The following is a 26,365-nucleotide window of genomic DNA, read 5'->3' on the forward strand; positions in this document are numbered from 1 at the left end:
TGCGCCGCGCGGCGTTTGCCTGGCACATGCCGGGTCGCGTCAGCGCACCCGGAACGGCAGGTTGGCGGTCGCCACCCTGCCCGCGCGGTCGGTCAGCGTGATGAACAGCCGGTAAGCCCCTGTGCTCGCCGGCGCGACGAAGCGCACGCTGCGCGCGTCGGCCTGCAGTACCCGCACGTCGATGCGTGGCGGCACGGTTTCCGCATCGCCACCTGCGCGCAGATCGCTCGCTTCGGCCTGCACTGTCCATTCGGTCGTGAGCGGCGAACCGTCGAAGGCGCGTGCATCGACGCCGGCCGAAATGTCCGCACCGGGCGCGAATTCGTCTGCCGCGATGCCGATGCCGAGAATGCGTGGCGCGGCGGTGGTTTCCGGACGGCCCCAGGCCGCGGCCAGCGCGTCGGTCATCGCGGTTTCGCGGCCATCGACCAGCAGGCTGTGCCAGGTCGCGGTCTGTTCCTGCTTCTCGCCCCACAGGAAGGGGAAGGCGGCGACGATCTGCGGCTGGCTGGCGACGAAAGCCAGCGCCTCGCGGAAGAAATCCGCCTTCTGCGTGCTGGTCAGTTCCACCGGCGCGCCCCAGGGCTTGCGACCGGCCTGCCACTGACCCAGCGGGCCGAGTTCGGTCACCACCACCGGTTTCGTGACGCCCAGCCGCTGCAGGCGCGCCGGCAGTTCGAAGATCGCGCCGCCATAGACGTTGAGTCCGAGCAGGTCGATCTGGCGGCAGCAGTCGGCCAGCGGGCGCAGCCCGTCGTCGCTGTTGTCGGCCACCACCATCATGGTCGGGTGGCGCGGATCGAGCGCCTTCACGATGCCGGCCACGCGGTCGACCTCACGCCACAGCGGCTTCGGATCGGCGACGCCGGTTTCGATCTCGTTGCCCACACCCCAGGCCAGCAGCGCAGGATGGTCGCGGTGGCGCTGCACGAAATCGCGGATGCGCGCGTCCTGCGCCGCCACCATGGCCGGGTCGCCGTAATCGAAGCCGTGGCGCGGATGGCCCAGCCACAGCCCCATCACCACCTTCATGCCCAGCGCGTGCGCGGCATCCAGTACCCAGGCGTCGCTTTCGCGATACACCCGCACCACGCGCGCGCCGGCTTCGGCCAGCTTCTGCAGCGCGGTGCGGTCGCCTTCGAAGGCTGCGCCCTGCCAGGCGGGATCGGCGGCAGGGCTGGCGGTCGCTGTACAGCTCAGGACGAGTACGCAAAGCGCCGCACGCAGCGACGGAAGATAAAGTCGGCTCATGCTGCTCAGAGAGGGTGCCGCAGACGGTGTTCCCGACGCGACCGCAGTGCGCAATCAACGACGTAAGCAGCGCCAGTAAGTGCTGGCCAGAAGCCAGAGCAGCACGGCGCCGGCGGCGGTGGGAAGCAGCAGGAATGACCAGCCCGGCTGCAGCAGAAACACGATGACCGGATTGCTGCCGGCCGGTGGATGCACGGTTCGGGTAAGCATCATGAGCATGGCGGCGCAGGCGCCGGCGGCAGCCATCGGCAGCCAGCCGGGGCCGAAGGTGTGCAGGAAGATCAGGCCGACGGAGGATGCGAGGACGTGGCCGCCGATCACGTTGCGAGGCTGCGAGAAAGGGCTGTCCGGAAAGCCGAACAGCAGGATGCAGGACGCGCCGAACGACCCCAGTATCCAGGCCTGTCCGGTGCCCTCTGCCAGCAATCCTGTGGTGGCGAGTGCGACGAAGGCCCCCAGGCCGGCGAGTGCAATCCTGCTGGTCTGGGGACGCTGCGCCGCACCGGCCGCCGGGGCGGAAGGTGCGGTCATGACTGCTTACTTCTGCCTGAAGCGGGCCGCTTCTTCCGAACCGCCGGTTGCATTGCCCGCGCTGTACGAATGCGCGCCGACGCCAGCCAGCTTGCCGCCCTGCACCACCAGATACTCGTTGCGGATCGCGCGACCCTCGAAATAGCTCTCGAGAATTTCGCGCGTGCCGGCGGCATAGCGCGCCTGTGCCGACAGGCTGGTGCCGGAAATGTGCGGCGTCATGCCGTGGTGCGGCATGCGGCGCCACGGATGGTCGGCCGGTGCCGGCTGCGGGAACCATACGTCACCCGCGTAGCCCGCGAGCTGGCCGCTTTCCAGCGCGGCGGCGATGGCATCGCGGTCGCACAGCTTGCCGCGGGCGGTATTGATCAGATAGGCGCCGCGCTTGAAGTTCTTCAGCGTTTTCGGGTTGATCATGTGTTCGGTTTCGGGGTGCAGCGGGCAGTTCAGCGTGACCACGTCGCACACCCTGGTGAGGCTTTCCAGCGAGCTGTGGTGGGTCAGGTTCAGTTCCTTCTCCACCGACTCCGGCAGGCGGTGGCGGTCCATGTAGTGCAGTTTCACGTCGAAGGGCTTGAGCAGGCGCAGTACGCGCAGGCCGATGCGACCGGCCGCGACAGTGCCGACATTCATGCCCTCGAGGTCGTACGAGCGGGCCACGCAGTCGGCGATGTTCCAGCCGCCATCCAGCACCTGCCTGTACGACGGGATGTAGTTGCGCACCAGCGCCAGGATCATCATCGCGACGTGCTCGGCGACGCTGTTGCTGTTGCAGTAGGTCACTTCGGCCACCGTGATGCCGCGGTCCATCGCCGCCTGCAGATCGGTGTGGTCGGAGCCGATGCCGGCAGTCACGATCATCTTCAGCTTCGGTGCTCTGGCGATGCGTTCGGCCGTCATATAGGCCGGCCAGAAGGGCTGCGAAATCACGATCTCGGCGTCGTGCAGCTCGCGGTCGAGCACGCTGTCGACGCCGTCCTTGCTGGAGGTGACGACCAGCTGGTGGCCATTGGCTTCGAGATACTTGCGCAGGCCCAGTTCGCCGGACACGCTGCCCAGCAGTGTGCCGGGCCTGAAGTCGATCGCGCGCGGCGTCGGCAGCGTCTGGCCGTCCGGGTAGCGCTCGATCAGCGGCAGATCGTCCCGCGCATAGTTCTTCGGATAGCCGCCGACCGGATCGTCGTACAGCACGCAGACTACTTTTGCCATGTTTGCTCCTCCGTTGTGAATGGCTGTGCGCCGGCTGGCGCGTGGCGCGGCGATCTGCCGCGTTCGTCATCCATGATTGGCGGCGGCGGAGGGGCGGACAAATCGTTTGTCCCGATGAGTCGATCGGCTATTCCTATCAGTCGGGCGCTGCCAGCAATGCATCGACGCGGCGCTGCAGATCGATTGCACGAAAGGCGGTCAGCGCGGCTTCAACCAGAGGTGGCCGCGGTTCGCGCATCGGCAGCACCAGACCGATGTCGCGCCCGAGTTCCGGAAGCAGCGGGATGGCCGTGATTTCCTGTCGCATTTCGAGCAGGCACAGCACGCTGTGCGGGACCACGCCGTACAGGCCGGCGCAGCGCACATGTGCATACAGCCCCAGCATGGAATCGGTTTCGACACAGGGCTGTACGTCGTGACCCGCACGCGCGAACGCGGCGTCGATGCCGCGTCGGCACTGCATTTCGCGGGTGAGCAGGCACAGCGGCAACCGGGCGGCTTCGTCCCAGTCGATCGACGCCCGGCCGTGGAACATGGCGTCATCGCGGGCGACCAGCACGTAACGTTCGCGGAACAGCGGTACCGTCACGAAGGAGGCCAGCCGCTCGTCCTCCAGATAGCTCATGCCGATGTCCAGCTCGAACTCGTTCAGGCCGCGCAGGATGACGCTGGATGGAAGCGTGTGTATTTCGTGACGCAACTGGCCGTAGCGCTGCATGCATTCGGCCGTGAGCAGCGGCAGCAGTGGCTGAGTGGTCGGTATTGCGCCGATGCGCAACAGGCCGGCCGGGTTTCGTTCGCTGCCCAGTGCTTCCTGCCGCAGACCTTCGCAGTCTGCGAGAACACGACGCGCCCACGCCAGCACGCGCTCGCCTTCCGGGGTGAAGCCCTGGAAGCGGCGGCCGCGCAGCACGATCACCATGCCGAATTCCTGTTCGATGCTGCGCAGTGCGCCGGACAGCGTGGGCTGGGATACGTTGCAGGCGTCGGCGGCACGACCGAAATGGCGCTCGCGTGCGAGCGTGACGAGGTACTGGAGCTGGCGGATGAACACGGTCGGTGTGCGCCTGCGGTATTCCGGCAGGCGGTGCATGGTATCGTTATATCTATTGAAACATAACGAAGGACAGGTGTTGTCCGTGTGCGGCCTGGCTTCATGGAACTGACCGAAATACTCTTCTGGCGGCGTGTGGACCAGATTGGACTGGATAGCTGCCGGGTGTTCAGACTGGACGATGGCTGGCGCATCGAAGGCGCAGCGGTGTTTGAACAGGCGGGCGAGCCGGTGCAACTCAGCTACGAAGTTGGCACCGACGCCCTGTGGGTCGTGCGCCGGGCGCGCGTGACCGGTTACCGCGGGCGGATTCCGGTCGATCTGTCGGTACGGGTCTACGCTCAGGGGGCGTGGACGCTCAACCACCGTTCACAGCCGGCGGTGCGTGCCTGCGTGGATTTCGATCTCGGATTCTCGCCGGCGGCGCGCTTGCTGGCACTGCGTCGGCGAGCAGCGCTGAGGCTGCGTACGGCGTCGTCCGAGGTTGCGGTGCTGTCCTTCGCGGACGAGGTGCTGCTGCGGCAGGACACGCTGGCGCTGCCCACGCCCGAACGTGCGGTGTTCGAACAGGTTCCACCATGCGCCGATTCGGCCAGTAACATCAGGCATGCCGCGCTGCCGCGGCGCACCGCTTTCAGTCCTGCGGCACCCGGGTGGCCATGACCTGGTCGATGCGGTAGCTGTCGACGTCCATCACCTCGAAGCGGTAGCCGCCCCACACCACGCTGTCGGTGCGGCGGGGTACCCGGCGCAGCATCACCATCAGGAAGCCGGCCAGGGTGTCGTACTCGTCCTCGGCCAGCAGCGCGTCGATGCCGAGCACCCGCTTCACGTCGCCGATCGGCGTGATGCCGTCGATCAGCCAGGAGTGGTCGTCGCGGCGCACGATCTGTTCTTCGTACCAGGGCGACACCAGATCGCCCATCACCGTGCTCATCACGTCGTTCAGCGTCACCACGCCGACCACCAGGCTGTATTCGTTCACGATGACCGCGAAGTCCTCGCCCACCTGGCGGAACTGGTCCAGCACTTCGGCCAGTGTGAGCCGGTCCGGCACGATGAGCGCCTTGTGCAGCAGGCTGTCGTCGGTGAGCGTGATCGGCTGGTTCTTCAGCACGCGCTGGAACAGGTCCTTGGCGTCGACGTAGCCGATCACGTGGTCGATGTCGCCGTCGCACACCGGGTAGGTGGAATAGGGCTCTTCCGCGATGCGGGCGCGGATCACCGCGTCCGGATCGTCGCGCAGGAAATAGGCGATGCGCTCGCGATGGGTCATCGCGCTCGGCACCGTGCGGCTGTCCAGTTCGAACACGTTCGCGATCACCTGCTGTTCGCGCCGCGCCAGCGCACCGCTCTGCGCACCGGCTTCGGTCAGCGCCAGGATGTCGTCGGAAGTCACCTTTTCCTCGCGCACCCGTGGCAGGCGCAGCAGCTGCATCAGGCCGTCGGTCAGCCGCGCGTACAGCCACACGGCCGGCCGGAACAGCGCGCTCAGGAACAGCATGGGCGCGGCCACCCGCACCGCCAGCGTTTCCGGCACCGCCATGCTCACCCGCTTCGGGATCAGGTCGGCGAACAGGATGAACAGCGAGGTGACCAGCACGAAAGAAACCAGGAAACCGGCGGTGGTGGCGGTGTCGGCCGAGAGCCAGCGTTCCAGCAGCGCCGACACATAGGGGCTGAGCACGCCTTCGCCGACGATGCCGCCGAGCACCGCCACCGCGTTCACGCCGATCTGCACCACGGTGAAGTAGTGCCCCGGGCTTTCCTGGATGCGCATCACCTGCTCCGCCCGTGCGTCGCCGTCCTCGGCCATCTGGCGCAGGCGCAGCCGGCGCGAGGCGGCGAGCGCGATTTCGGCGATCGAGAAGAAGGCGCTGGTGAGGATCAGCGCCACGAGCAGCAGCACGCTCTGGGTCAGGCTCATGATGGGGTGCGCGGGGCGCCTTGCAGGACGTTGCAGCAGTCTACCGCGACCCCGGCGACCACCGTTCGTGTGCAGATAGTCGGGCAGGATGCGGCCTTTAGGTGCATAGTATCGGCCGGTGCGAAGGCCCGGGGCGTGTGAACAGGCCGCCCGTCTCGCACACTGTCACTGCTGTATTCCGGTTTCCTGCCCGCCCTGACTTCGTTTCGGCGACCTGAATTCCTTCGCATCCCAAAGCGATTCCGCAGTTGGCTCCATGGCGTCTCGTGCCCGTCAGCGCGGCCGACGCCCTTTTTTCATGCCTGCTCCGGGAGAACCGCAATGGCCAAGGAAGAACTGATCGACATGAACGGCGTGGTGACCGAAGTCCTGCCCGACTCGCGTTACCGCGTCACGCTGGAAAACGGCCACGTCATCGTGGCCTACACCAGCGGCAAGATGCGCAAGCACCACATCCGCATCATTGCCGGCGACAAGGTGTCGCTCGAAATGTCACCCTACGACTTCAGCAAGGGCCGCATCACCTTCCGCCACATCGAAGGTCGTGGTCCGGCGACGCCGCCGGCGCGCAGCAGCCACTGAAATCCGCACGGCCCGACCCCGCATTGCGGGGGCGCGGGCCGTTCAGCGTCCGCGCATCTTGCGGCGCTTCTCGTGCAGTTCCTGTGCCTCGACCGACAGCGTCGCGGTCGGCCGCGCCAGCAGGCGGGCGATGCCTATCGGGTCGCCGGTGAATTCGCACCAGCCGTAACTGCCGTCGTCGATGCGCGCCAGCGCCTCGTCGATGGTGTGCAGGTGCTTGCGCTCACGGTCGCGCACGCGCAGTTCCAGCGAATGATCCTCTTCCAGCGAAGCGCGGTCCGACGGGTCCGGCGTGCGTTCGAACTCGTGCAGATGTTGGGTCGTGTCGTGCGCAGACTGCAGCAGCGCATCGCGTTCGGCCAGCAGCCGCCTGCGGAAAAAAGCCAGTTGCGAGGGGGACATGTAGTCCGAAGGCGGGGACGCAAGCAGTGCCGCGTCTGAATCGGACTCGGGCAGAAGGACAGCGCTCATGGTTCTTGCCTTCCAGGTGAGCGGTGGGGTGAGCGGCGAGACTCCGGTGCGGGGTCACGACCGCCCTGCGAAGCACTCACCATACACCCCCGGCTCTGCCGCAGTACGTGCATTTTCGTTTCAGTGCGGGTCGGGCATGCTTTGCTGCAGGGCGGGCGGCCCAATGCGCAGACCCGGGTTTATTCATCGGGCAAGAGCGCATAGCATGGCGCCCGCTGCCGACCCCTCCATGGAGACCTGAATGAAGCTGTTCTACCTGCCGGGCGCCTGTTCGCTGGCCCCCCACATCGTGCTGCGCGAAGCCGGCCTGCCGTTCGAGCTGGTGCGCGTCGACCTCAAGAGCCAGACCACTGATGACGGCACGCCTTTCGGCAGCATCAGTTCCAAGGGCCAGGTGCCGGCGCTGCAGCTGGACGACGGCGAAGTGCTGACCGAAGGCCCGGTGATCGCCCAGTACGTGGCCGACCAGGTGCCGGCCCGCCGCCTCATTCCCGAAGCCGGATCGCGCGAACGCTACCGCGTGACGGCCTGGCAGAACTTCATTACCTCCGAACTGCACAAGGGCTATACGCCGCTGTTCAACCCGCTGTTCGACGCTGCCGCGCGCAAGGTGGCGGCCGACATCCTGCTGCGCAAGTTCACCTGGGTGGACAGCCAGCTGGGTGAGGACGGCTGGCTGTGCGGACCGGACTTCACGGTCGCCGACGCCTATCTGTACGTGGTGGCTGGCTGGAGCGCATGGGTCAGCCTCGACCTGTCGCAGCTGCCGCGCCTGCAGGCCTATCTTGCCCGCGTGGCTGCCCGTCCGGCGGTGCAGGCCGCGCGTGCGGCCGAAGGCCTGAAGGGCTGAGCGGACGGCCTTCCGCCGCAGGGCCGATTGACAGTGCGGGCGCCGCCGACGCAAGGTGAGCGCCCGCCGATGTGCGTGCCTTTCTTCCCCATTCTTCCGTGCTGAAAATCCTCCACACCGCCGACTGGCAGATCGGCAAGCAATACGGGCAGTTCGAACCCGACGAAGCGGTGCTGCTGGCCGAAGCGCGCATCGCCGTGGTCGAGCGCCTGGCCGCGCTGGCGACCGAACAGCAGGTTGATCTGGTGCTGGTGGCGGGCGACGTGTTCGATGCCCAGGGCATCGCCGACAAGACCGTGCTGCGGCTGTTCAACGCCACCCGCGGCTTCGCCGGCCCCTGGGTCATGCTGCCCGGCAATCACGATGCCGCACTCAGCGAATCGGTGTGGAGCCGCGCGCAGCGCCTCGCTGCGGTGCCGGATCACGTGCACCTGTGCCTGCGGCCGGAGCCGCTGCACTTCGAAGGGCTGAACGCGGTGCTGCTGCCGGCGCCGCTCACCCAGCGCCACACCTATGCCGACCTCACCGAGTGGTTCGCCGCGGCCGACACGCCGCCTGGCGCCTTCCGCATAGGGCTGGCGCACGGTGCGGTGCAGGGCGTGCTGGCCGAAGGCATCGATTCGGCCAATCCGATCGCCGCCGATCGCGCCGCACAGGCGCGGCTGGACTATCTCGCGCTCGGCGACTGGCACGGCTGCCGGCAGATCGACGCGCGCTGCTGGTACAGCGGCACGCCGGAAACCGACCGCTTCCGCAACAACGACTCCGGCTGTGCGCTGCGGGTCGATATCGACGCACCGGGCACACTGCCGCAGGTGAGCGTGCTGCAGACCGGGCGCTACCGCTGGCGCAGCGAGCGCGTGCTGCTGCAGGTGGCCAGCGACATCGACGCGCTGTGCGTGCTGCTCGACGGTCTGCAGGCCGGTGACGTGCTGCAGCTCGAACTCGCCGGCCAGACCGATCTGGCCGGTCTCGCCCGCGTGCGCGATGCGCTGGCGCAGGCACAGGGCCGCGCCCGCGCGCTGCGCGCCGACCTCGACCCGGTGCGCATTGAACCGACCGACGACGATCTGGCGCGGCTGGCCGCCGAAGGCTATCTGGGTGAAGTGATCGCCGACCTGCGCGCCGCCCAGGACAGCGCCGACGGCGACACCGCGCGCGACGCGCTGGTGCTGCTGGCCGGCCTGCTGGATGCACGCCGTACGGCCGGGGAGGCGCGATGAAGATTCGCCGCCTGCGGGTCGAACAGTTCCGCCGCTTCCGCCAGCCCTTCGAACTGCGCGACCTCGAACCCGGCCTCAATCTGTTCGCCGGTCCGAACGAAGCCGGCAAGAGCACGCTGGTCGCCGCACTGCGCGCCGCCTTCTTCGAGCGCCACCGCTCCGGCACGGTCGATCACCTGCGGCCGTGGAGCGATCCGGGCGCCTCGCCGGAAGTGGAACTGGATTTCGAACTCGACGACCGAGATTGCCGCCTGAACAAGCGCTTCCTCGGCCGCAAGCGCTGCACGCTGCAGTACGGCGAGCGCGCCTTCGATGGCGCCGAAGCCGAGGACTTCCTCGCCGAACGGCTGGGCTTCGCCTTCGCGTCCAAGGGCGCCAGCAAGGCCGAGCACTGGGGTATTCCCGGCCTGCTGTGGATAGAGCAGGGCAGCGCGCAGGAACTGCGTGAGTCGGTCGGTCATGCCACCGACCACCTGCGCAGCGTGCTCACTGCTTCGCTCGGCGAAATCGCCGGCGGCGAGGGCGACGACATCACCGCCGAAGTCGAGAAGCAGCGCAACGAGCTGCTCACGCCGTCCTCCGACCGGCCGCGCGGCATCTGGCTCGAAGCCCAGCAGCTGTGCGCACGGCTGGCCGGCGAGCTGGCCACGGTGGAGGCCGCGCTGCAGGACAGCCGGCAGAAGGTGGACCGTCTGGCGCAGCTGCGGCAGCAGCACGATGACGAAGCACAGAGCCGCCCTTGGGTGGCGCTGCGTGCGCAGGCCGCCGAGGCGCGTGCGGCGCTGGCCGAGGCGCAGTCGCTGCAGTCGCGGCTGGCCGGTGAGCGCGAGTCGGCGCAGGGGCTGGCACGGCAGGTCGAACTGCTGCGCGGCCAGGTCGCGGCGTTCGATGCGGAGGCCACCGACGCTGCGCGCCGGGCCGACGCGGTGTCCGCCGCGCAGCGTGCGCTGGACGCGGTGCAGGCGCTGGCCGCGCCCTGGCAGCAGCGCGAGCGCGAGGCGGCGCAGGCGCATGAAGCCGCCCGCAGGCGGCTGCAGCAGGCGCGCAGCCGCGACAACCTGCAGCAGGTGAGCCGCGAGCTCGATGACGCGCGCCGCAAGGCCGACGCCGCGCAGAACGCTTCGGCGCAGGTCGAGGCGGCACAGGCGCGCGTGCTCGCGCTGCAGGCCGAAGCCGCCGCCTGCGAAATCCGCGCGGCCGACCTGACCGCGCTGCGCGAACAGGCCAAGCGTCTGCGCGAACTGGATATCCGGCGCGCCGCACTCGCCACCCGGCTGCGCTTCGCACTCGACGACGGCCGCGAACTGCGCATCGGCGACGAGGTGATGACCGGCAGCGGCGAACGGCTGCTGCCTGAAGCCACCACGATCACCCTGCCCGGCCACGGGCGGCTGCGCATCGAACCGGGCGGCAGTGATGCCGCCGCGCTGGCACGCGAAGCGACCGAACTGATGGACCGGCAGGCCAGTACGCTGGCCCGGCTCGGGCTGGCGTCGCTCGACGCAGCCGAGGCGCGCCAGCAGCTGCATGCCCAGAAGCTGGCCGATCTGAAGGTGGCTGACGCGACGGTGAAGGCGCTGGCGCCGCGCGGTGTCGATGCGCTGCGCGCCGAATGCAGCGTGCTCGCCGGCCGGGTAGCCGAACTGACGCAGCGGCTCGATCCGCTGACCGTCGAGGCCCGGGGTGCGAGCGACGCGGCGGACCTGTCGTCGGTGGTCGAAGCCGAAGCGGCCGAAGAGCGGGCGCGTCAGTCGCTGGCCGACGCCGCGCGCCAGCTGGGCGAGGCGGTCAGCCGCCGGGCGGCGGCGCAGGCGGTGTTCGAAGCCGCGCAGGGCGAGGCGGCGGCAGCCCGGGCGCGGCTCGACGATCCGGGCCGTGCCGAGCGGCAGGCCGAGGCACAGCGCGCGCTGGCCGACGCACTGGCCCGGCAGGCGGTACAGGCGCAGCGGGTCGAGGCGCTGGCGCGTCAGCTCGAAGCGGCCCGCCCGCAGGCGCTGGAACAGGATGTGCAGCGGCTGGACCGCAGCGCCGACATTGCCGAAAAGACCCGCGACCAGCGGCGCGACGACATCACCCGGCTGGAAATCGAACTGCAGGCGACCGGCGCCCAGGGGCTGGACGAAAGGCAGGCCGCCCTCGCCCGCGACCTCGCCGCCGCCGGGCGCCGGCAGGACCAGCTGGCGCGTCGCGCCCGTGCGCTGGACCTGCTGCTCGGCCGGCTGCGCGACAAGCGGCGCGCGCTCACCCAGCGCCTGCAGGCGCCGCTGCAGACGCATCTGAATCACTACCTCGGCCTGCTGTTTCCGGGCGCACGCATCGCGATCGACGACAGCCTGAGCCCGGGCCCGCTCACCCGCGACGGCGCGGGCGGCAGCGAAAGCGGCGAGGTGGAGGCGCTCAGTTTCGGCGCGCGCGAACAGATGGGCGTGATCGCCCGCCTCGCCTATGCCGACCTGCTGCGCGAAGCCGGCCGGCCTACCCTCATCATCCTCGACGACGCGCTTGTGCACAGCGACGCCGCGCGGCTGGACCGGATGAAGCGCGTGCTGTTCGACGCCGCCAGCCGGCACCAGATCCTGCTGTTCACCTGCCACCCGGAGAACTGGCGCGATCTGGGTGTGCCGGCGCGTACGCTGGCGTCAACGGCTCTGCCCATCGGGCAGGGAGGGGCATGAGGATGATGAAGCCGGTCACGCAGCCGCGAGGCTCATCGTTTGACTGCAGGTGGTTCGCACTCCGCTGCGTGGCCGTCGTCGGGCTCGCATTTTCCGCGGGGGCGTGGAGTGCTGGCGGTGATTTCAAGCCGCCTTCGAGCGAGATCCGCCGGAACATCCGGGCGTCCTGTCAGGCGGGCCTGGATTCACGGCTCGGGGAAGATGCCCGCTCGGATACCCGACCGGCGCTGGCCAGATGGATTTCTCGCGCGGGTCTGGACGGTGCCTACTGTGACTGCGCCACAGACACTTTCGTGGCTGATGCCGGCAGTGCGCTGTTCCGACCGGACCCTGAGCGCAAGCTCGATGCGGTGATGAGGACGGCAAGCATGAAATGCCTGCTGCCCGCTTTTATCGAAAGTTTTCCCGCGTTCTGCTCGGGCGTGTTTGCCGATCTGGCCGCAACGTCCGGCATGGCTGCACCCGTGGCTGGCAGGGTCGAGACGCTGTGTGCCTGCGTGCAGGAGGATGTCGCAGCGCTGACGGTCAGCGGATTCGGCGCCTACCTGTCGAGTTCGCTGCGCGACCATGCGACCTTCCTGCAATTCAGGAAGCTGCCGCCCGCCGGCCGTGACAGCCTGGTGGCCTCGCTGCGGCGCTGCGGCTTCGATGATCTCAGGCGATCCGCTGACAACGAGTGATCGCCTGCTTCCACCCAGCCCTTACTTGCTGTTCGATTCAGACTTACTTCGCTCAGGTCCTGCCATGAACATCAACGCCACCCCGATCACCGCCGCGCTGGCCGGCGCCTTTTCCGCCGCGGTGTGGCCGATGCTGTGGTCACGCTTCGGCGGCGAGGGCGGCGACAGCGCCGGACTGGTGATCGCCACGCTGCTGGCGATCGCGCTGCCGGCCCACCTTTTCGTGGTGGGCCTGGGGCGCGCCGGTCAGGACGCCAGCCGCACGCTCGACACCGCGCTGCTGCGGCGTATCGGCGCCTGGCTGGCCGCCGCTGCCGTGGTGGCCGCGGTGCAGTCGCTGACCTGAGCGAGACGTCTCAGGGGCGCTCGACCGTCAGTTTCAGGTTGTCGATCGCGAGGCCGTGGTCGAAGCCCTGGTGATTGCGCACCACCCAGCGCAGCCACAGCCGGCCGCCGGCGGTCCAGGCCGGGCGGATGACGCCGCCCAGCGCCTGCTTGGCCAGCGGGTCGCGTCCGTACACCGGCGAGCCGGTAGGGGTGACGATGAGCGGCGACGGCGATTCGAAATCGAAACCGGCGCCCGGCCGCACCCACTCGACGTGGCCGAATTCCTCGCCTACGCCGTATTCGAACACCAGCCGGTTCAGGTCGTCACTGGCGCCCTGACGCCACTGCTGGCCTTCGAACGCCAGCTTCACGTTGCCGATGTCGCGGTCGCCGGCATTGCGGAAGGACACGGTGATGTAGCCGGCCAGCTGACCGGCGGCCGGCGTGCCGAAGTAGCCGCCGCCCGAACCCAGGCCGCCGAGCGCGCGGTCGCTGTCGCCTTCCAGGCCGTAGCTGTAGAAGCTGCCGCCGGTGTCGTCGCCGGTGTCGCCGCGGTAGGTCGGCGTGACCAGCGGCTGCTCGACGAAATTGAGCAGGCGCCAGCCGGGCAGCGTGTCGTTGTCGCGCCACTCGAAGGCGCGGCTGGTCGCGCCCAGCGTATTGAAGTCCTGGACATAGACATAGCGTCCGGTCGCGTCCGGCGTGACCTGGATGTCGGCCGTGGCGGGCAGCGCCACGGCCAGCAGCGCGGCGCCGAGCAGGCGGATGTGGAAAGCCTTCATTGCGCTCACCCGCTCAGGCCTGCTTGCGGCGCGCCGCCACGCCGATGATGCCGAGGCCGGCGGCCAGCAGCGCGATCGAGGCGGGCTCCGGTACGGCCGGGATGGCCACGCTCAGCGACACGTTGTCGATCGCCAGACCGTGGTCGAAGCCGGCGCTGTTGTAGTCGATCCAGGTGATCCACAGGGTCTGGCCGGCCTGCCATTCGAGCGCGATGTCGCCGCCCAGCTGAACCGCGTTGGCATTCCCGTCGGTGCCGTAGCCTGCGGTGCCGGCGTTGGCCACCGGCGAGTTGTACTTGAATGACACGCCCGGATTGATCCAGGTGGTGACCGCGCCGAAGGTGTCGCCGAAGCCGTAGCGGAAGTCCAGCGTGTCGGTGGTGGCGTTCGATTCGCCGACGCGCCACTGTTCGGCGTCCCAGTACACGCCGACGCCTTCGATCGTGCGATCGGCGTCGTTGCGGAAGGACACCGCGACATAGGCCGACAGCGCGTTGGACGCCGGCGAGCCCCAGTAGGCACCGCCGGAACCGAGGGCGCCGAGGGCGCGGTCGCTGTTGCCGTTTGCACCGTAGCTGTACACGTAGCCGCCGGCGTCGGCACCCGCGCTGGCGCGGTAGTAGGTGATCGGGTTCTTCAGCGCATTGAACAGCGACCAGCCGGCCAGCGTGCTGTCATTGGTCCAGGCAACGTTGGTGTTGCCGTTGGCCGACGCCAGCGTGTCGAAGGTCTGCTGGTATTCGTAGCTGTCGAACTGCCCCCAGGCGTCGCGTTCAAGCGTGACGCTCAGTGCGGCGTGGGCCGGTGCGGCGAGGGCTGCGGTCAGTGCGAGGGCGAAGGTGCGGATGATCATGGCGGTGTGCTCCGTATCGGTTGTTCTGGGGTGTCAGGCGAGCGGCAGCAGCGCGCGGTGTGCGCTGCCCGGCAGGGTGCGCAGCGTGGCGCCCTCGCTGAGCGTGTAGCTGCGCGATTTCACGGTGCTGACGAAATGCCAGGTGGCGCGGCATTCGTCGCGGGTGGCGGTGAGCACCAGGAAGCCGCGGTGGCCGGTTTCGGCGTACTTGAGGTCAGGGATGGCGTCGACCATCCACTGCGCCACCACTTCCGGCGCGTCGGTGCGGCGGGTCACTTCCATGCCGGGTGAGGACACGCCGGGCGTGGCGAACTCGACGCCGATGCGGTGGCCGTCGGCATCGACCAGATCGCTGGCCCAGGCGTTGTGGGTGTCGCCGGCCACCACCACCAGGTTCTTGTCCAGCCGCCGGGCGGCGGCGTACACCGCCTCGCGCGCGGCGGCATAGCCGTCCCAGGCGTCGGTGCTGCGCGGGATGGCCGGCTGGTTCAGCACATAGCGCTCGGCGCGGGTGAGGTCGTCCGGGCGGGTGGCGGCCTTGTCGTTCAGCGCGATCCAGTTCGAGATCGAAATCTGGTCCAGCGCGATGGCGGCCGGAATCTCGGCGCGTGCCATCAGTACCTGCTGGCCCAGCACCTGCCAGGTGGCGGAAGACGCTTCCAGTCGCGACTCCAGCCAGGCCTGCTGTTCGCTGCCCAGCATCTGGCGCGAAGAGGCGCCCATCGCGGCGCGCAGCGCGCTGGCATCGATGCCTTCAGGGCCGACGAAGTCACCGAAGGACAGCTGTTCGGTACGCGCCAGCAGGCGGGTTTCCAGCATGTGCAGCGACAGCAGGTCGCCGAAGTCGAAGGAGCGGTAGATGCGGCGCAGGTCGCTGGTGTCCGGCGTGCGTACCGGCAGCCACTCGTGATAGGCCTTCAGCGCGGCATTGCGGCGGGTGGCGTAATCGCCTTCGGTGGCCGGCGTGTGATTGGCGGCGCCGCTCACATAGGTGTTGTTGCACACCTCGTGGTCGTCCCACACCGGAATCAGCGGCAGCGACGCGGTCAGCGCCTGCAGGCCGGCGTCACTGCGGTAGAGCGCGTGGCGGGTGCGGTAGTCGGCCAGCGTGATGCACTCGCCGGCCGGCAGCACTTCGCGTCCGAGCGCTGCGGCATCGTCGCTGGCGTAGCCGCCGCGGCCGTATTCGTACATGTAGTCGCCGAGGTGCAGCGCGGCGTGCAGATCGTCCATGCGCGCCGCTTCGGCGTAGGCGTGGAAATAGCCAGCAGGGAAGTTGGAGCAGGAAAACACCGCCAGCTTCACCTGATCGACCGCGCCTTCCGGCAGCGTGCGGGTGCGCCCCGCCGGCGAGCGCTGGCCGGCATAGGTGAAGCGGTAGTGGTAGCGGGTGTCCGGGCTGAGACCGTCGACGTCGATCTTCACGGTGAAGTCGCGGGTGGCATTGGTGCGGAACTGGCCACTGCGCACCACGCGCGAGAAGCCGGCGTCGGTCGCCACCTCCCAGTTCACGCGCGGATTGGCGTCGCCGGGCGCGCTGACCCGGGTCCACAGAATGACCCGGCGCGCAAGCGGGTCGCCGCTGGCGATGCCGTGCAGGAAGGGCGCCGCGGCGGCGGCCGGACGGCTGTGCAGCAGGACGGGCGTGGCGAGGGCGGCGGCGCCCAGCGTGCCGATGAAGCGGCGGCGGCCGGAGTGATGCGTGCTCATGGGATTCGGTGCGGTGCGTGAAAACGGAAGCCGCGCAGTGTCCGGGCGGCCGATGACAGTTCGCACCGCCGCCCAGGCGGCCGGCATGGTCCGTTCGGATCAATCCCTACCCATCGGCCCCGCGCCACCGGCCCGTGCCGACGTGATCCGGATCACGCTGCGCGTCAGGTCCTTCGCAGCGCGCCGAACCGCCCGCGGACGGGTACCGGCAAGGACGCAGGCACCCGCCGGAAGCGGTGTCCGGCCCGTGCAGGCCGCCGTAGGCGGGCGTGCGTGCAGCCCTGCCTCGCAGCCAGGCCCGGCGGGGCACCTCTCCGCGTTTCAATATCTCTGTAACGAAAAAGCAATCAAGCATTGATTCGTTCGTCACGATGGGGGCGGCGGCTAGGCTGGGTTCATCGGTGTGCCGACAGTCCGTGCGCACCTCGCCCGCTGTGGCCCTGACATCCGGCCCTTTCCGGTCGCCAGCCGCAGCCGGTGCAGTCCGGAGGAATGCCCATGAACCTGGGTCTGGTCGATCTGTTCCACGTCATCATCACGCTGGCGCTACTGCTGAGCGCTGCCCACCTCGGTGGCTATGTCGCGGCACGCCTGCGCATTCCGCCCATGGTGGGTGAACTGGCCGGCGGCCTGCTGATGGGCCAGACCGTGCTGAAGCGGCTGTGGCCCGACGCGCACGCCTGGCTGCTGCCGGCATTACCCGCGACCGGCGGCACGGTGCCGCCGGTGCTGACCGTACTGGGCTTCTGCAGCACCATAGGCCTGCTGCTGCTCATGTTCATCGGCGGGCTGCAACTGCGTCGCCTGCTCACCCGCGATGACACCGCGTCGGTCGGCTGGGTGGCGGCCACCGGCGTCATCGTGCCGGTGGTGGCCGGCCTGCTGCTGTTCGAAGTGGTCGATTTCAGCGGCTATGCCGGCACGGCCGGGCATCTGGGGGCGCTCAAGATCGTGCTGCTGATCGAACTGGCGATCACCAGCATTCCGGTCATCGCGCGCATTTTCCTTGACCTCGGCCTGATGCACAGCCGGCTTGCCCGCATCGTGCTGTCGGTAGCGGTGATCGAGGACGTGCTGCTCTATGTGGCGCTGTCGATCGCGCTCGGCATGGTGCAGGCGAAATCCGGTGGCGATGCGTCGGTGCTGACCTGGCTTGGCGTCGGGCCGGACGAACCGGCTTTCGTGGTGTGGCATATCGCCGCCAGTCTGCTGCTGCTCGGTGTCGCCGCCTGGGGCTTCGGACCGGTGCATGCGCCGGGCGGCGAGGCCTGCGCCCGTTTCAATTTCATCGCCCGGCGCAGTCCGCTGGCCTGGCTGCTCACGTCGGTGCTGGCCATTACCGGTGTGGCCATGCTGCTGGGCCTGGCGCCGATGTTCGGTGCGCTGGTGGCTGGCATCGTCGCGTCGCGCAATACGCATCCGGAGGTGGTGAAGGCACAGCAGCAGGTCGAGTCGGTCGGCCTGGGCTTCTTCATCCCGCTCTATTTCGCACTGATCGGCGCTTCGCTTGATCTGGTGCGCGATCTCGACGTACGCCTGACCCTCGGCATCCTGGTCTTCGGCAGCGTGGTGAAGTACGGTGGCGCGCTGCTCGGCGGCTGGCTTGCCCGCGAACCGCTGCCCATGGCCAATGCGCTGGCGATCAGCGTCAATGCGCGCGGGGGGCCGGGCCTGCTGGTGGCTGCCAGCGCGTTCGCCGCCGGCATCGTGAATCCGGCGGCCTATACCAGCCTGGTCATGCTGTCGGTGGTCACTTCGGTCGGGGCCGGACTGTTCCTGGCTCACCTGCTGCGTACCCGGCCGGCTGTGGCGGAACTGATCGTGCGCGAAGAAGCGGCCGATGGCACGGCGGCCGGAGACGGCTTCGGACTGCTGCGCCGGCCGCACTGACGCGCGAATCGTTGCCGAAATTGACCGAATCGGTGCTCCGCGCCGGTCCGGTCCGCGGTATGTTCCGCAGATGCTCAGTTTTCTGTCGTCCCCGCCCCACGCGGTCATGGATCTTCTGCTCGACGCGGTGTGCATCGTCGACCAGTCCGGCCGCTTCATCTACGTCAATGCAGCCTTCGAGCGCATCTTCGGTTACACGGCCGAAGAGATCGCCGGTCGCAACATGATCGATCTGGTGCTGCCCGAGGACCGGGCACGCACGCTGAGAGCCGCCTCCGACATTATGGCCGGCGAGCCTAAATTCAGTTTCGAGAACCGCTATCTGCGCAAGGACGGGCAGGTGGTGCACATCATGTGGTCGGCGCGCTGGTCGGAGAACGAGAAGGTGCGGGTCGCGGTCGCCCGTGACATCACCCGCCGCAAGCGCGCCGAGGCGATGCAGGCGGCGATGTACGCGATGTCCGAGGCGGTGCACGTGGCGACCGATCCTTTCGGCCTGTTTGCGCTGGCGCACCGCATTGTCGGCAATCTGTTGCCGGCCGATCAGGTGGTGGTTGCGGTGCGTGGCGAACACGACGCCGCACTGCATGTCGCCTATGCGGCCGACCAGGCGGGGCTGCCGACCGACGGGCCGAGCACCCGCTGCCTGGAGTTCTGCCGCGCGGTGGTGGAGGGGGTCGCGCCGCAGCGCAACGACGAAGAGGCCGGTGATCTCTGGCTGGGCGCGCCACTGGTCGCTGTCGATGGCTGCATCGGGGCGGTGTCGCTGAAAAGAAGGGCCGGAGGCCGGCCCTTCTCCGACGAGGACAAGGATCTGCTGCACTTCGTCGCGATGCAGATGGCCACTGCGCTGGAGCGCATGCAGCTGCACACGCGGCTGCGCCGGATGGCGCAGTACGACAACCTGACCGGCCTGCCCAACCGGGCGCTGCTGCACGACCGCATCGATACCGCAGTTGCGGTCGCCCGCCGCAACAAGGGGCGGCTGGCGTTGCTTTATCTTGATCTGGACCGGTTCAAGGACGTGAACGATACGCTCGGTCATGCCGCCGGCGATCAGTTGCTGCAGGCGGTGGCGCAGCGCCTGCGCGACTGCGTGCGCGATGCCGACACGGTGGCACGGCTGGGCGGCGACGAATTCGTCGTGCTGATCGCCGCGCTCACCCGGCAGGAAGACGCCGAAACGGTGGCGGAAAAGATCCGTGCAGCGCTGGCCGAACCGGTGATGCTGGAAGGCCGTGCGCTCACCGTCAGCACCAGCATCGGCATTGCCCGCTGGCCGGAGAACGGCGACGGCGCGAAGGATCTGCTGCTGATCGCCGACGCCGCGATGTACGCGGCCAAGCGTCGGCGCTGAGGGGTTCAGCGGCTCACAGCGCGCGGCCCCAGGCGAAGCCGAGGATGTGTTCGCTCAGGTGCACGTCCGCTTCGCCGCCGCCGAAGGGTACGGCCGGAATTGAAGCGCTGCCGCGCACGGTTTCGCGGAAGGCGCGGGTGTAGGACAGGCTCAGTTCGCCGCCCGCGGTTTTCCAGGTCGCCCCGACGCTGGCGTGATCGCGCACCACGCCCGGCGCCAGAATATTGAGCAGGGTCTGGCCGGACGGTACGGGCGCCGACACATGGCTGTAGCCGGCGCGCAGCGTCAGGTCGTCGCTCCAGTCGTAGCTTGCGCCCAGCTTCCACACCGTCACGTCGCGCCAGCCGAAACCCGGCCCCTCGTCGGAACCGAGCGGGTTGCCGGCGAACAGTGGCGCCAGCGTGCGGCCGACCGAAGGCACGCCGCTGTATTCGATGCGCTGCACGTCGGCCGCCAGCGTGAGCGCACGGGTGGCCTGCCAGGCGAGGCCGGCGCCGTAGTTCTCGGGCACGTCGAAGCCGCCGCCTTCGGCGAACAGTCCGCGGTACTTGTCGAAATCGCCCATGCGCGTCTTGGACGCCCAGGTCAGGCCCACGGTCAGCGTCGGCGACAGCCGGCCGGTGTAGCCCAGGCGCAGGCCCCAGCCGATGGCGTCGTCGCGACCCTGATCCGACACCTGGCCGGGTGCCGCCGAAAAGCCCGCGAAAGGCTGTATGCCCTTGGCCTTGAACTGCTGCCAGGCGAGGTTCACCGCCACCCCGACCGCGTGGTCCGGCGTGATGCGCCAGGCCAGCGACGGCGACACGAAAACCTGTGCCAGATCGATGCCGGCATTGCCCTGTGCGCCGAAGCTGCGGAAGGGGTTGCGGCTGTAGTCGGTGTTCATGCCGCCATTGCCATAGACCGCGACACCGAAGGCGTAGTCGCCGCCGAACTGGCGTACATAGCCCAGCTCGGGAATGAAGAAGTTGCGCGTGTCGTCGCCGTCGTAGCGGCCATCCAGACCGGCGCCGTTGCCGGTAATTTCCGCACCGCGGCTGGGCCGGAACCACACCGCGCCGACGTCGATCCGGTTGCCGACGAAGGCGCTACCCGCCGGATTGGTGGCGGCCGCCAGTCCGTCCTGCGGCAGTGCGATGCCCACGCCCGCCATGCCCTGCGACTTCACGCCATAGCCGTGCTGCAGGTAACCGTTGGTGGCGAAGGCGGGCGCTGCGGCGAGCAGCGAAAGGACGAGCAGGCGATGTTTCATGATGTGCGCGCGGCAGGAAGAGAGGGCGCAGCCTAGCGGCGGCCTTCCCGCACACGAACCACGAAATTCTGATTTGCTTATCCGGCAGCCCTGCTGCCGCTCAGCGTGCCCCGGGCTGCGGCTTCAGGCTGCGGCTCAGCGCCAGCTTGCGCACGATGGACGAGAAGGAGCGCATTTCGCTCGCCTGCTGGTTCTTGCCCCGCTTCCACAGGATGCCCGGCGTGCGGATCGGCGTCGGGCTTTCCAGCAGGATGCGGCGCAGGCCGGACTGCGGCGTCACCGCGTTGGCGGCGACCACCGAACCGATCTGCGTGCGTGCCACCAGGCCCAGCATCGGCGCAATGGTGTTCATCTCCGCCACCACCTGCGGCTCGGCGCCGCAGGCGCGAAAGCATTCGTCCAGCATCACCCGGGTGGCGAATTCGCGCGGCAGCAGCACCAGCTGCTGGCGGTGCAGTTCCACCAGACGCACGCGCTTGCGCTGCGCCAGCGGATGATCTTCGGCCACCACCAGCACCATTTCCTCGTTGTACAGCGGCTCGAACCACAGATCGTCCGGCGTGGCCGGGCGGTAGGCGATGCCCAGATCCAGCTCGCCTGACTTCACCTTTGCGCTGATGTCGTCGGCCGACAGTTCCTCGACGATGACGCGCGCGGTCGGGTGCCGGGTCAGGAAGGTGGCCACGCATTCCGGAATGAAGCCGAGGTTGAAGGTGTGGGTGGCGCCCACGCGCACCTCGCCGGCGAGATCGGCCGACGATTCCTTCAGCGCGCCTATGCCCATGTCCACCGCCCCCAGCGCCTGGATGGCGTATTCGAGGAAGCGCTCGCCACCGTCAGTCAGCATGACCCGCTTGCCGACGCGCTCGAACAGCGGCTGATCCAGCTCTTCCTCGAGCTGGCGTATCTGGTGCGACAGCGTCGATTGCGTGACATGCACCCGTTCGGCGGCGCGCGTGAAGTTGAGGCACTCGGCCAGCGTAACGAAGTAGCGCAGGTGTCGCAGTTCCATGGCTTTGCGGCGTCAGGTCTTAACTATCGATGGCATAGATGGTAACGATGAAAATTCATCATTTCTACATCTTGTTCGGCCTGCCTATCCTCCACCGACAGATGACCGCGGGCCCTTCGACGGCACCGCGGCGACAACAGGATGGAGGAGATGCAATGACCCGCTCCGTGGGCGAAGACCTCAGCCGTGCCGTACTGGCGCGGCTGGACGGCTGCAGCGATGCACGCCTGCGCACCGTAATGGAGGCGCTGGTAAGTCATCTGCACAGCTTCGTCCGTGAGGTCGATCTGACGCCTGAAGAGTGGTCTGCCGCCATCGACTTCCTGACCGCCACCGGTCAGGCCTGCACCGCCCGCCGCCAGGAGTTCACGCTGCTGTCCGACACGCTGGGCGTGTCGATGCTGGTGATCGCGCTGGCACAGGCCCGCACCGGTGACCGCTCGAACGGCGCCACCGATGCGACCGAAGCATCGGTGCAGGGGCCGTACTGCCTGCAGGGCAGGTCTGACTGTCCGCTTGGTACCGACATCGCCGAGGGCGTGCGTGGCGAGCCCACCTTCTACGCCGGCCGCGTCACCGATACCGAAGGCATGCCGATCGCCGGTGCGCTGCTCGATGTGTGTTCCGGCGACGGCACTGGCGACACGCCGATGCATGCACACGGCCGCTTCCGGACCGACGATCAGGGGCGCTACTGGTTCTGGTCGGTCCGTCCGGCGCCTCAGGCGCTGCCGGCGGACGGACCGGTCGGCCGCCTGCTCGAACGCGCGGGCGCTCACCTGAACCGCCCGGCTCACCTCCACATGAAAGTGTCGGCAGACGGCTTCGTGCCCCTCGCCACCCAGCTGTTCGTGGCCGGCAGCGACTACCTCGATTCGGACGCGGCGTTCGGCGTGCGCGACAGCCTGATCGTCGATTTCGACCGTCACGAACAGGGCGAAGCGCCGGACGGGCGGCGCATGCGCAAACCCTACTGGTCGGCCCACTACGACTTCCGGCTGGCGCCGGTGCATGACTGATTTCGACGCCGCGCCGGCGTGCGCGGCAGCAAAGGACCTCACGATGAAGATAGGCAAGGAAACGATTCCGCGGACCGCGATCTCGACCTCGGACGAACATTCGATCACGGTGCGCGGCGCCGACCTGTGCGGCGAGCTGATCGGCCGCATCGGCTTCACGGAATATTTCCATCTGCTGGTGACCGGCCGGCGTGCGACACCCGCGGCCACCGCCGTGCTCGACGCCACGCTGGTCGCCATCGCCGAACACGGTCTGGTGCCCAGCGTGCAGGCCAGCCGGATGACGCTGGCCGCCGCCCCCGACGCGCTGCAGGGTGCGGTGGCGGCCGGCATTCTGGGCTGCGGCTCGGTCATTCTCGGGGCGTCGGAAACCGCCGGCCGCCTGTTCCACGAAATCGAGCAGCGCGCCGCCGGTGGCGACATCGACACCGCGGCACGCGAGGTGGTGCAGGCCTGGCGCGCCGAAAGGAAGCCCATTCCCGGCTACGGCCACCCGCAGCACAAGGCGCGTGACCCGCGTGTTGACGCGCTGTTCGCGGTGGCCCGCGAACACGGCATCGACCTGCGCTACGTCGCAATCGCCGAAGCGGTCGAGCGGGCGATTCCGGCCGTGATCGGCAAGGACCTCAAGCTCAATGTGTCGGCCGCGATTCCGGCGCTGCTGCTGGGCGTCGGCTTCCCGCTGGAGGCACTCAAGGGGGTGCCTATCCTGGCGCGCACCGCCGGCCTGATCGCGCATCTGACCGAGGAGCTCCAGCGCTCGATCGGTTTCGCGCTGTCCTATCAGGCCGCCCGCGAAGCGCAGTACGACGGCGAGCCGGCACGCGACGGAGCAGCGGAATGAGCGGCGTGCTCGACGGCGTGCGCGTGATCGAACAGGGCACCTTCATCACCGGCCCGGCGGCCGGCATGATCCTGGCCGACCTGGGCGCGGACGTGATCAAGGTGGAACAGCCGGAAACCGGCGACCCCTTCCGCGCGTTCAAGGGCGGCCTCTACAGCCCGCACTTCCAGACCTACAACCGCAACAAGCGCAGCATCGCGCTGAACACCAAGAACGCCGACGACCTCGCGGTGTTCGACGACCTCATCCGCAGTGCGGACGTGTACATCCAGAACTTCCGTCCCGGCGCGGCGGAACGTCTCGGTGCGGGCGAGGCGCGCCTGCGCGCGCTGAATCCGCGCCTCATCTACTGCGCCATCAGTGGTTTCGGGCAGACCGGCCCGGCTGCACAACGGCCGAGTTACGACACGGTGGCCCAGGCTGCGAGCGGATATCTGAAGCTGCTGGTGAACCCGGCGGATCCGCGCGTCGTGGGGCCGGCCGTCGCTGACGCGATGACCGGCTACTACGCCGCCTTCGGCATTCTCGGCGCGCTGTACGAGCGCGAACGCACCGGCGCCGGCCGCAAGGTCGAAGTGTCGATGCTGGAGGCGATGTGCCACTTCAACCTCGACGCCTTCACCCACTACCTGTCGGAAGGCGAAGTCATGGGGCCGTTCAGCCGGCCCAGCGTGTCGCAGTCCTACGTGCTGCGCTGTGGCGACGACCGGTGGCTGGCGCTGCACATGTCCTCGCCGGAAAAGTTCTGGCAGGGCCTGGCCGAAGCCATGGGCCGGCCGGACATCTTCAGCGATCCGCGCTTCTGTTCGCGCGAGGCGCGCATCCATCACTACGACGACCTGATCGCGCTGCTGCGCAGCGTGTTCGCCACCGACACGCGTGAGGCCTGGTGCGCACGGCTGGCGGCGCAGGACGTGCCGCACGCGCCGATGTACGACACCGATGAGGTGCTCGCCGACCCGCAGGTGCGTCACCTCGAACTCGAAGTCGGTGCCCGGCACCCGCAGATGGGGCCGTTCCGCACCATCCGTTTCCCGGTGTCCTTTGACGGACGGCGCGCCTTCGACATCCAGCCGCCGCCGGTGCTCGACGAGCACGGCGAGGCCATCCGCAGCAGCCTGCAGCACCCGGACGCCGGCACATCCACCCAGGCCGGCGACGACAGATGAAGGGACGACTCACGACGCAGCACTGACAGGCCAGCCGCGCTCTTGCCGCGGTGGCGCCACACATCAAAAGAAGGAGGAGGCATGAACAACAACACAATACGAAATGTGCCGCGCAGGCCGCGCCGCACGCTGCTGGCCACGCTGTGCGGGCTGGCATGGCTGCAGCCGGCCGCGGCATTCGACATCGACACCGGCAATCCGGACGTGAAGATGCGCTGGGACAACACGGTGAAGTACTCGGGCGCCTGGCGCCTGGAGGACCGCTCGCGGCTGCTGACCAGCGACATCAACCAGGACGATGGCAACCGCAATTTCGGTCGCGGCATGATTTCGAACCGGGTCGACCTGCTGTCCGAGTTCGACATGAGCTACAAGGGCAACATGGGCCTGCGCGTCAGCGGCGCCGGCTGGTATGACAGCATCTACCAGCGCGACAACGACAACAATTCGCCGGCCACCGCCAACCAGCTGTCACGGCCGGCCGGCGAGTTCGTCGACGCCACCCGCGACCTGCACGGCGGACGTGCCGAATGGCTGGATGCCTTCGTCTATGCCACCGGCGAGCGCGCCAACATGCGCCTGGGCCGCCACTCCATCCTGTACGGCGAAACCCTGTTCTTCGGCGCCAACGGCATTGCCGCAGCGCAGTCGCCGACCGACATCGTGAAACTGCTGTCGGTGCCGAACTCGCAGTTCAAGGAAATCGTGCTGCCGGTGAATCAGGTGTCCGGCCAGCTGCAGCTGACCGACACCGTGTCGATCGGTGCCTACTACCAGTTCGAGTTCCGCAAGAACCGCATTCCCGGCGTGGGCAGCTACTTTTCGGGTGCTGATGTGCTGGGCCCGGGTACCGAACGCTTCCTGTTCGCGCCGGGCATCGGCGTGCCGCGTATCGAAGACGGTGACGCCAGCGACTCCGGTCAGGGCGGCGTGCAGCTGCGCTGGCGTCCGGAAGGCAAGGACATCGAGTTCGGCTTCTACGCGGTGCGCTACCACGACAAGAACTTCCAGGTGTATCTGCGCCCGGTCGCTGGCGACCTGCAGATGGTCTATCCGGAAGGCGTGCGCGCCTACGGCGTGAGCTTCAGTACCGAAATCGCCGACTTCAATCTGGCCGGTGAATTTTCTGTCCGCCGCAATACGCCGCTGGTCAGCGGCCCGGTGGTCGACCTGAGCCCGACCGGCGTGGCCGACAACGACCGCAACGCGCTGTATGCGATCGGCAATTCGGCGCACGCCAACCTGTCCGGCATCTTCTTTCTGAACCGCTCGAAGTTCTGGGACAACGCCTCGCTGGTCGCTGAACTGGCCTGGAACCGCCGCACCAGCATCACGAAGAACGCCGCCGAGCTGGATCCGAACACCTCGCGCGATGCCTGGGGTCTGCGTTTCGTGTTCGAGCCGCAGTGGTTCCAGGTGGCGGCCGGTCTCGACCTGTCGGTGCCGATCGGCGTTGGCTACAACCCCAAGGGCAATTCGTCGGTGGTGCAGCTGTTCAACGGCGGCGTGGAGCACGGCGGCGACGTGTCGATCGGCGTCAAGGGCGTCTATCAGCAGGTGTGGCGCGGCGGCATCAACTACACCCACTACGTTGGTCAGGCCGGCAATGCGCTGGGCACCGACGCCAACCTCACCTTCAAGCAGAACTACGCGGACCGCGACTTCATCTCGGTTTCGCTGCAGCGCACCTTCTAAGA

At 68.3% G+C, this 26,365-nt stretch carries 24 protein-coding genes; 13 read left to right on the forward strand and 11 right to left on the reverse strand.

Annotated elements, in window-relative coordinates; translation table 11 throughout:
- Positions 1-39: 39 nt before the first annotated feature.
- The 4 genes from METUNV2_RS0100670 to METUNV2_RS0100685 all read right to left on the reverse strand — a co-directional run bounded on the left by METUNV2_RS0100670 (position 40) and on the right by METUNV2_RS0100685 (position 4,084).
- A complete protein-coding gene (locus METUNV2_RS0100670) occupies positions 40-1,251 on the reverse strand; it encodes a glycoside hydrolase family 2 TIM barrel-domain containing protein (protein ID WP_018227589.1) in 1,212 nt (403 codons plus the stop codon).
- Between the two features lie 54 nt (positions 1,252-1,305).
- Complete coding sequence (locus METUNV2_RS0100675) at positions 1,306-1,782, reverse strand: HPP family protein (RefSeq protein WP_018227590.1); 477 nt, start codon at positions 1,780-1,782, stop codon at positions 1,306-1,308.
- 6 nt (positions 1,783-1,788) lie between these two features.
- Complete coding sequence (locus METUNV2_RS0100680; RefSeq protein WP_026187752.1) at positions 1,789-2,991, reverse strand: NAD-dependent formate dehydrogenase; 1,203 nt, start codon at positions 2,989-2,991, stop codon at positions 1,789-1,791.
- A gap of 136 nt (positions 2,992-3,127) precedes the next feature.
- Positions 3,128-4,084, reverse strand: a complete 957-nt coding sequence (locus METUNV2_RS0100685) for a LysR family transcriptional regulator (protein ID WP_018227592.1) — start codon at positions 4,082-4,084, stop codon at positions 3,128-3,130.
- Between the two features lie 63 nt (positions 4,085-4,147).
- Here METUNV2_RS0100685 and METUNV2_RS19300 point away from each other — a divergent pair, with 63 nt between their 5' ends.
- On the forward strand, positions 4,148-4,708 hold the full coding sequence (locus tag METUNV2_RS19300; RefSeq protein WP_018227593.1) for a putative glycolipid-binding domain-containing protein: 561 nt from the start codon (positions 4,148-4,150) through the stop codon (positions 4,706-4,708).
- Here the strand turns inward: METUNV2_RS19300 and METUNV2_RS0100695 are convergent.
- Positions 4,680-5,972 carry a hemolysin family protein gene (locus tag METUNV2_RS0100695; protein ID WP_018227594.1) on the reverse strand — a complete coding sequence of 431 codons (1,293 nt, stop codon included), beginning with the start codon at positions 5,970-5,972 and terminating at the stop codon, positions 4,680-4,682. The genes METUNV2_RS19300 and METUNV2_RS0100695 overlap by 29 nt on opposite strands.
- 321 nt (positions 5,973-6,293) lie before the next feature.
- Between METUNV2_RS0100695 and infA the strand changes: the two genes are divergently transcribed.
- Positions 6,294-6,554, forward strand: coding sequence for a translation initiation factor IF-1 (infA, locus tag METUNV2_RS0100700; RefSeq protein WP_018227595.1), 261 nt, complete (start codon positions 6,294-6,296; stop codon positions 6,552-6,554).
- Positions 6,555-6,596: 42 nt separating this feature from the next.
- Here infA and dksA read toward each other — a convergent pair whose 3' ends face one another.
- Positions 6,597-7,025, reverse strand: coding sequence for an RNA polymerase-binding protein DksA (gene dksA / locus METUNV2_RS0100705; RefSeq protein WP_018227596.1), 429 nt, complete (start codon positions 7,023-7,025; stop codon positions 6,597-6,599).
- A 241-nt stretch (positions 7,026-7,266) separates the two neighbouring features.
- On the opposite strand from dksA, the gene gstA reads away from it, so the two are divergent.
- The 5 genes from gstA (at position 7,267) to METUNV2_RS0100730 (ending at position 12,799) form a co-directional block, all read left to right on the forward strand.
- Positions 7,267-7,875: a glutathione transferase GstA gene (gene gstA / locus METUNV2_RS0100710; RefSeq protein WP_018227597.1), complete on the forward strand. Its 609-nt coding sequence runs from the start codon at positions 7,267-7,269 to the stop codon at positions 7,873-7,875.
- 98 nt (positions 7,876-7,973) lie between these two features.
- Positions 7,974-9,098: a metallophosphoesterase family protein gene (locus tag METUNV2_RS0100715; protein ID WP_018227598.1), complete on the forward strand. Its 1,125-nt coding sequence runs from the start codon at positions 7,974-7,976 to the stop codon at positions 9,096-9,098.
- Positions 9,095-11,773, forward strand: a complete 2,679-nt coding sequence (locus tag METUNV2_RS0100720; RefSeq protein WP_018227599.1) for an AAA family ATPase — start codon at positions 9,095-9,097, stop codon at positions 11,771-11,773. Before METUNV2_RS0100715 ends, METUNV2_RS0100720 begins: the two co-directional genes overlap by 4 nt.
- A 2-nt stretch (positions 11,774-11,775) precedes the next feature.
- Positions 11,776-12,453, forward strand: coding sequence for a hypothetical protein (locus METUNV2_RS0100725; RefSeq protein WP_018227600.1), 678 nt, complete (start codon positions 11,776-11,778; stop codon positions 12,451-12,453).
- Between the two features lie 64 nt (positions 12,454-12,517).
- Positions 12,518-12,799, forward strand: a complete 282-nt coding sequence (locus METUNV2_RS0100730; RefSeq protein WP_018227601.1) for a hypothetical protein — start codon at positions 12,518-12,520, stop codon at positions 12,797-12,799.
- A gap of 10 nt (positions 12,800-12,809) precedes the next feature.
- On the opposite strand, the gene METUNV2_RS0100735 is transcribed toward METUNV2_RS0100730, so the two are convergent.
- From METUNV2_RS0100735 to METUNV2_RS0100745, 3 genes are read right to left on the reverse strand one after another with little or no spacing between them, the layout of a single operon-like run.
- A complete protein-coding gene (locus METUNV2_RS0100735) occupies positions 12,810-13,562 on the reverse strand; it encodes a hypothetical protein (RefSeq protein ID WP_018227602.1) in 753 nt (250 codons plus the stop codon).
- Positions 13,563-13,575: 13 nt separating this feature from the next.
- On the reverse strand, positions 13,576-14,415 hold the full coding sequence (locus METUNV2_RS0100740) for a PEP-CTERM sorting domain-containing protein (RefSeq protein WP_018227603.1): 840 nt from the start codon (positions 14,413-14,415) through the stop codon (positions 13,576-13,578).
- 33 nt (positions 14,416-14,448) lie between these two features.
- The gene (locus METUNV2_RS0100745) at positions 14,449-16,125 is read right to left on the reverse strand and encodes an alkaline phosphatase D family protein (RefSeq protein WP_026187755.1); all 1,677 of its coding nucleotides are present in this window, start codon (positions 16,123-16,125) and stop codon (positions 14,449-14,451) included.
- A 498-nt stretch (positions 16,126-16,623) separates the two neighbouring features.
- Here METUNV2_RS0100745 and METUNV2_RS0100750 point away from each other — a divergent pair, with 498 nt between their 5' ends.
- Both METUNV2_RS0100750 and METUNV2_RS0100755 read left to right on the forward strand, forming a co-directional pair.
- Positions 16,624-18,015, forward strand: coding sequence for a cation:proton antiporter (locus METUNV2_RS0100750; RefSeq protein WP_018227605.1), 1,392 nt, complete (start codon positions 16,624-16,626; stop codon positions 18,013-18,015).
- Between the two features lie 106 nt (positions 18,016-18,121).
- Entirely contained in the window at positions 18,122-19,372 is a 1,251-nt protein-coding gene (locus tag METUNV2_RS0100755; RefSeq protein ID WP_198288833.1) for a GGDEF domain-containing protein, read from the forward strand.
- A gap of 13 nt (positions 19,373-19,385) precedes the next feature.
- On the opposite strand, the gene METUNV2_RS0100760 is transcribed toward METUNV2_RS0100755, so the two are convergent.
- Entirely contained in the window at positions 19,386-20,624 is a 1,239-nt protein-coding gene (locus tag METUNV2_RS0100760) for an OmpP1/FadL family transporter (protein WP_018227607.1), read from the reverse strand.
- 100 nt (positions 20,625-20,724) lie between these two features.
- On the reverse strand, positions 20,725-21,636 hold the full coding sequence (locus METUNV2_RS0100765; RefSeq protein ID WP_018227608.1) for a LysR substrate-binding domain-containing protein: 912 nt from the start codon (positions 21,634-21,636) through the stop codon (positions 20,725-20,727).
- Between the two features lie 155 nt (positions 21,637-21,791).
- Between METUNV2_RS0100765 and METUNV2_RS0100770 the strand changes: the two genes are divergently transcribed.
- The 4 genes from METUNV2_RS0100770 (at position 21,792) to METUNV2_RS0100785 (ending at position 26,363) form a co-directional block, all read left to right on the forward strand.
- Positions 21,792-22,655, forward strand: coding sequence for a dioxygenase (locus METUNV2_RS0100770; RefSeq protein ID WP_018227609.1), 864 nt, complete (start codon positions 21,792-21,794; stop codon positions 22,653-22,655).
- Complete coding sequence (locus tag METUNV2_RS0100775) at positions 22,648-23,499, forward strand: citryl-CoA lyase (RefSeq protein ID WP_232415575.1); 852 nt, start codon at positions 22,648-22,650, stop codon at positions 23,497-23,499. The genes METUNV2_RS0100770 and METUNV2_RS0100775 overlap by 8 nt, the downstream gene beginning before the upstream one ends.
- Positions 23,496-24,668, forward strand: coding sequence for a CaiB/BaiF CoA transferase family protein (locus tag METUNV2_RS0100780; protein WP_018227611.1), 1,173 nt, complete (start codon positions 23,496-23,498; stop codon positions 24,666-24,668). Before METUNV2_RS0100775 ends, METUNV2_RS0100780 begins: the two co-directional genes overlap by 4 nt.
- A gap of 81 nt (positions 24,669-24,749) precedes the next feature.
- Positions 24,750-26,363, forward strand: a complete 1,614-nt coding sequence (locus METUNV2_RS0100785; RefSeq protein WP_018227612.1) for a DUF1302 domain-containing protein — start codon at positions 24,750-24,752, stop codon at positions 26,361-26,363.
- Positions 26,364-26,365 lie beyond the last annotated feature (2 nt).

This window comes from Methyloversatilis universalis EHg5 (assembly GCF_000378945.1).
GTDB classification, from domain to species: domain Bacteria; phylum Pseudomonadota; class Gammaproteobacteria; order Burkholderiales; family Rhodocyclaceae; genus Methyloversatilis; species Methyloversatilis universalis_A.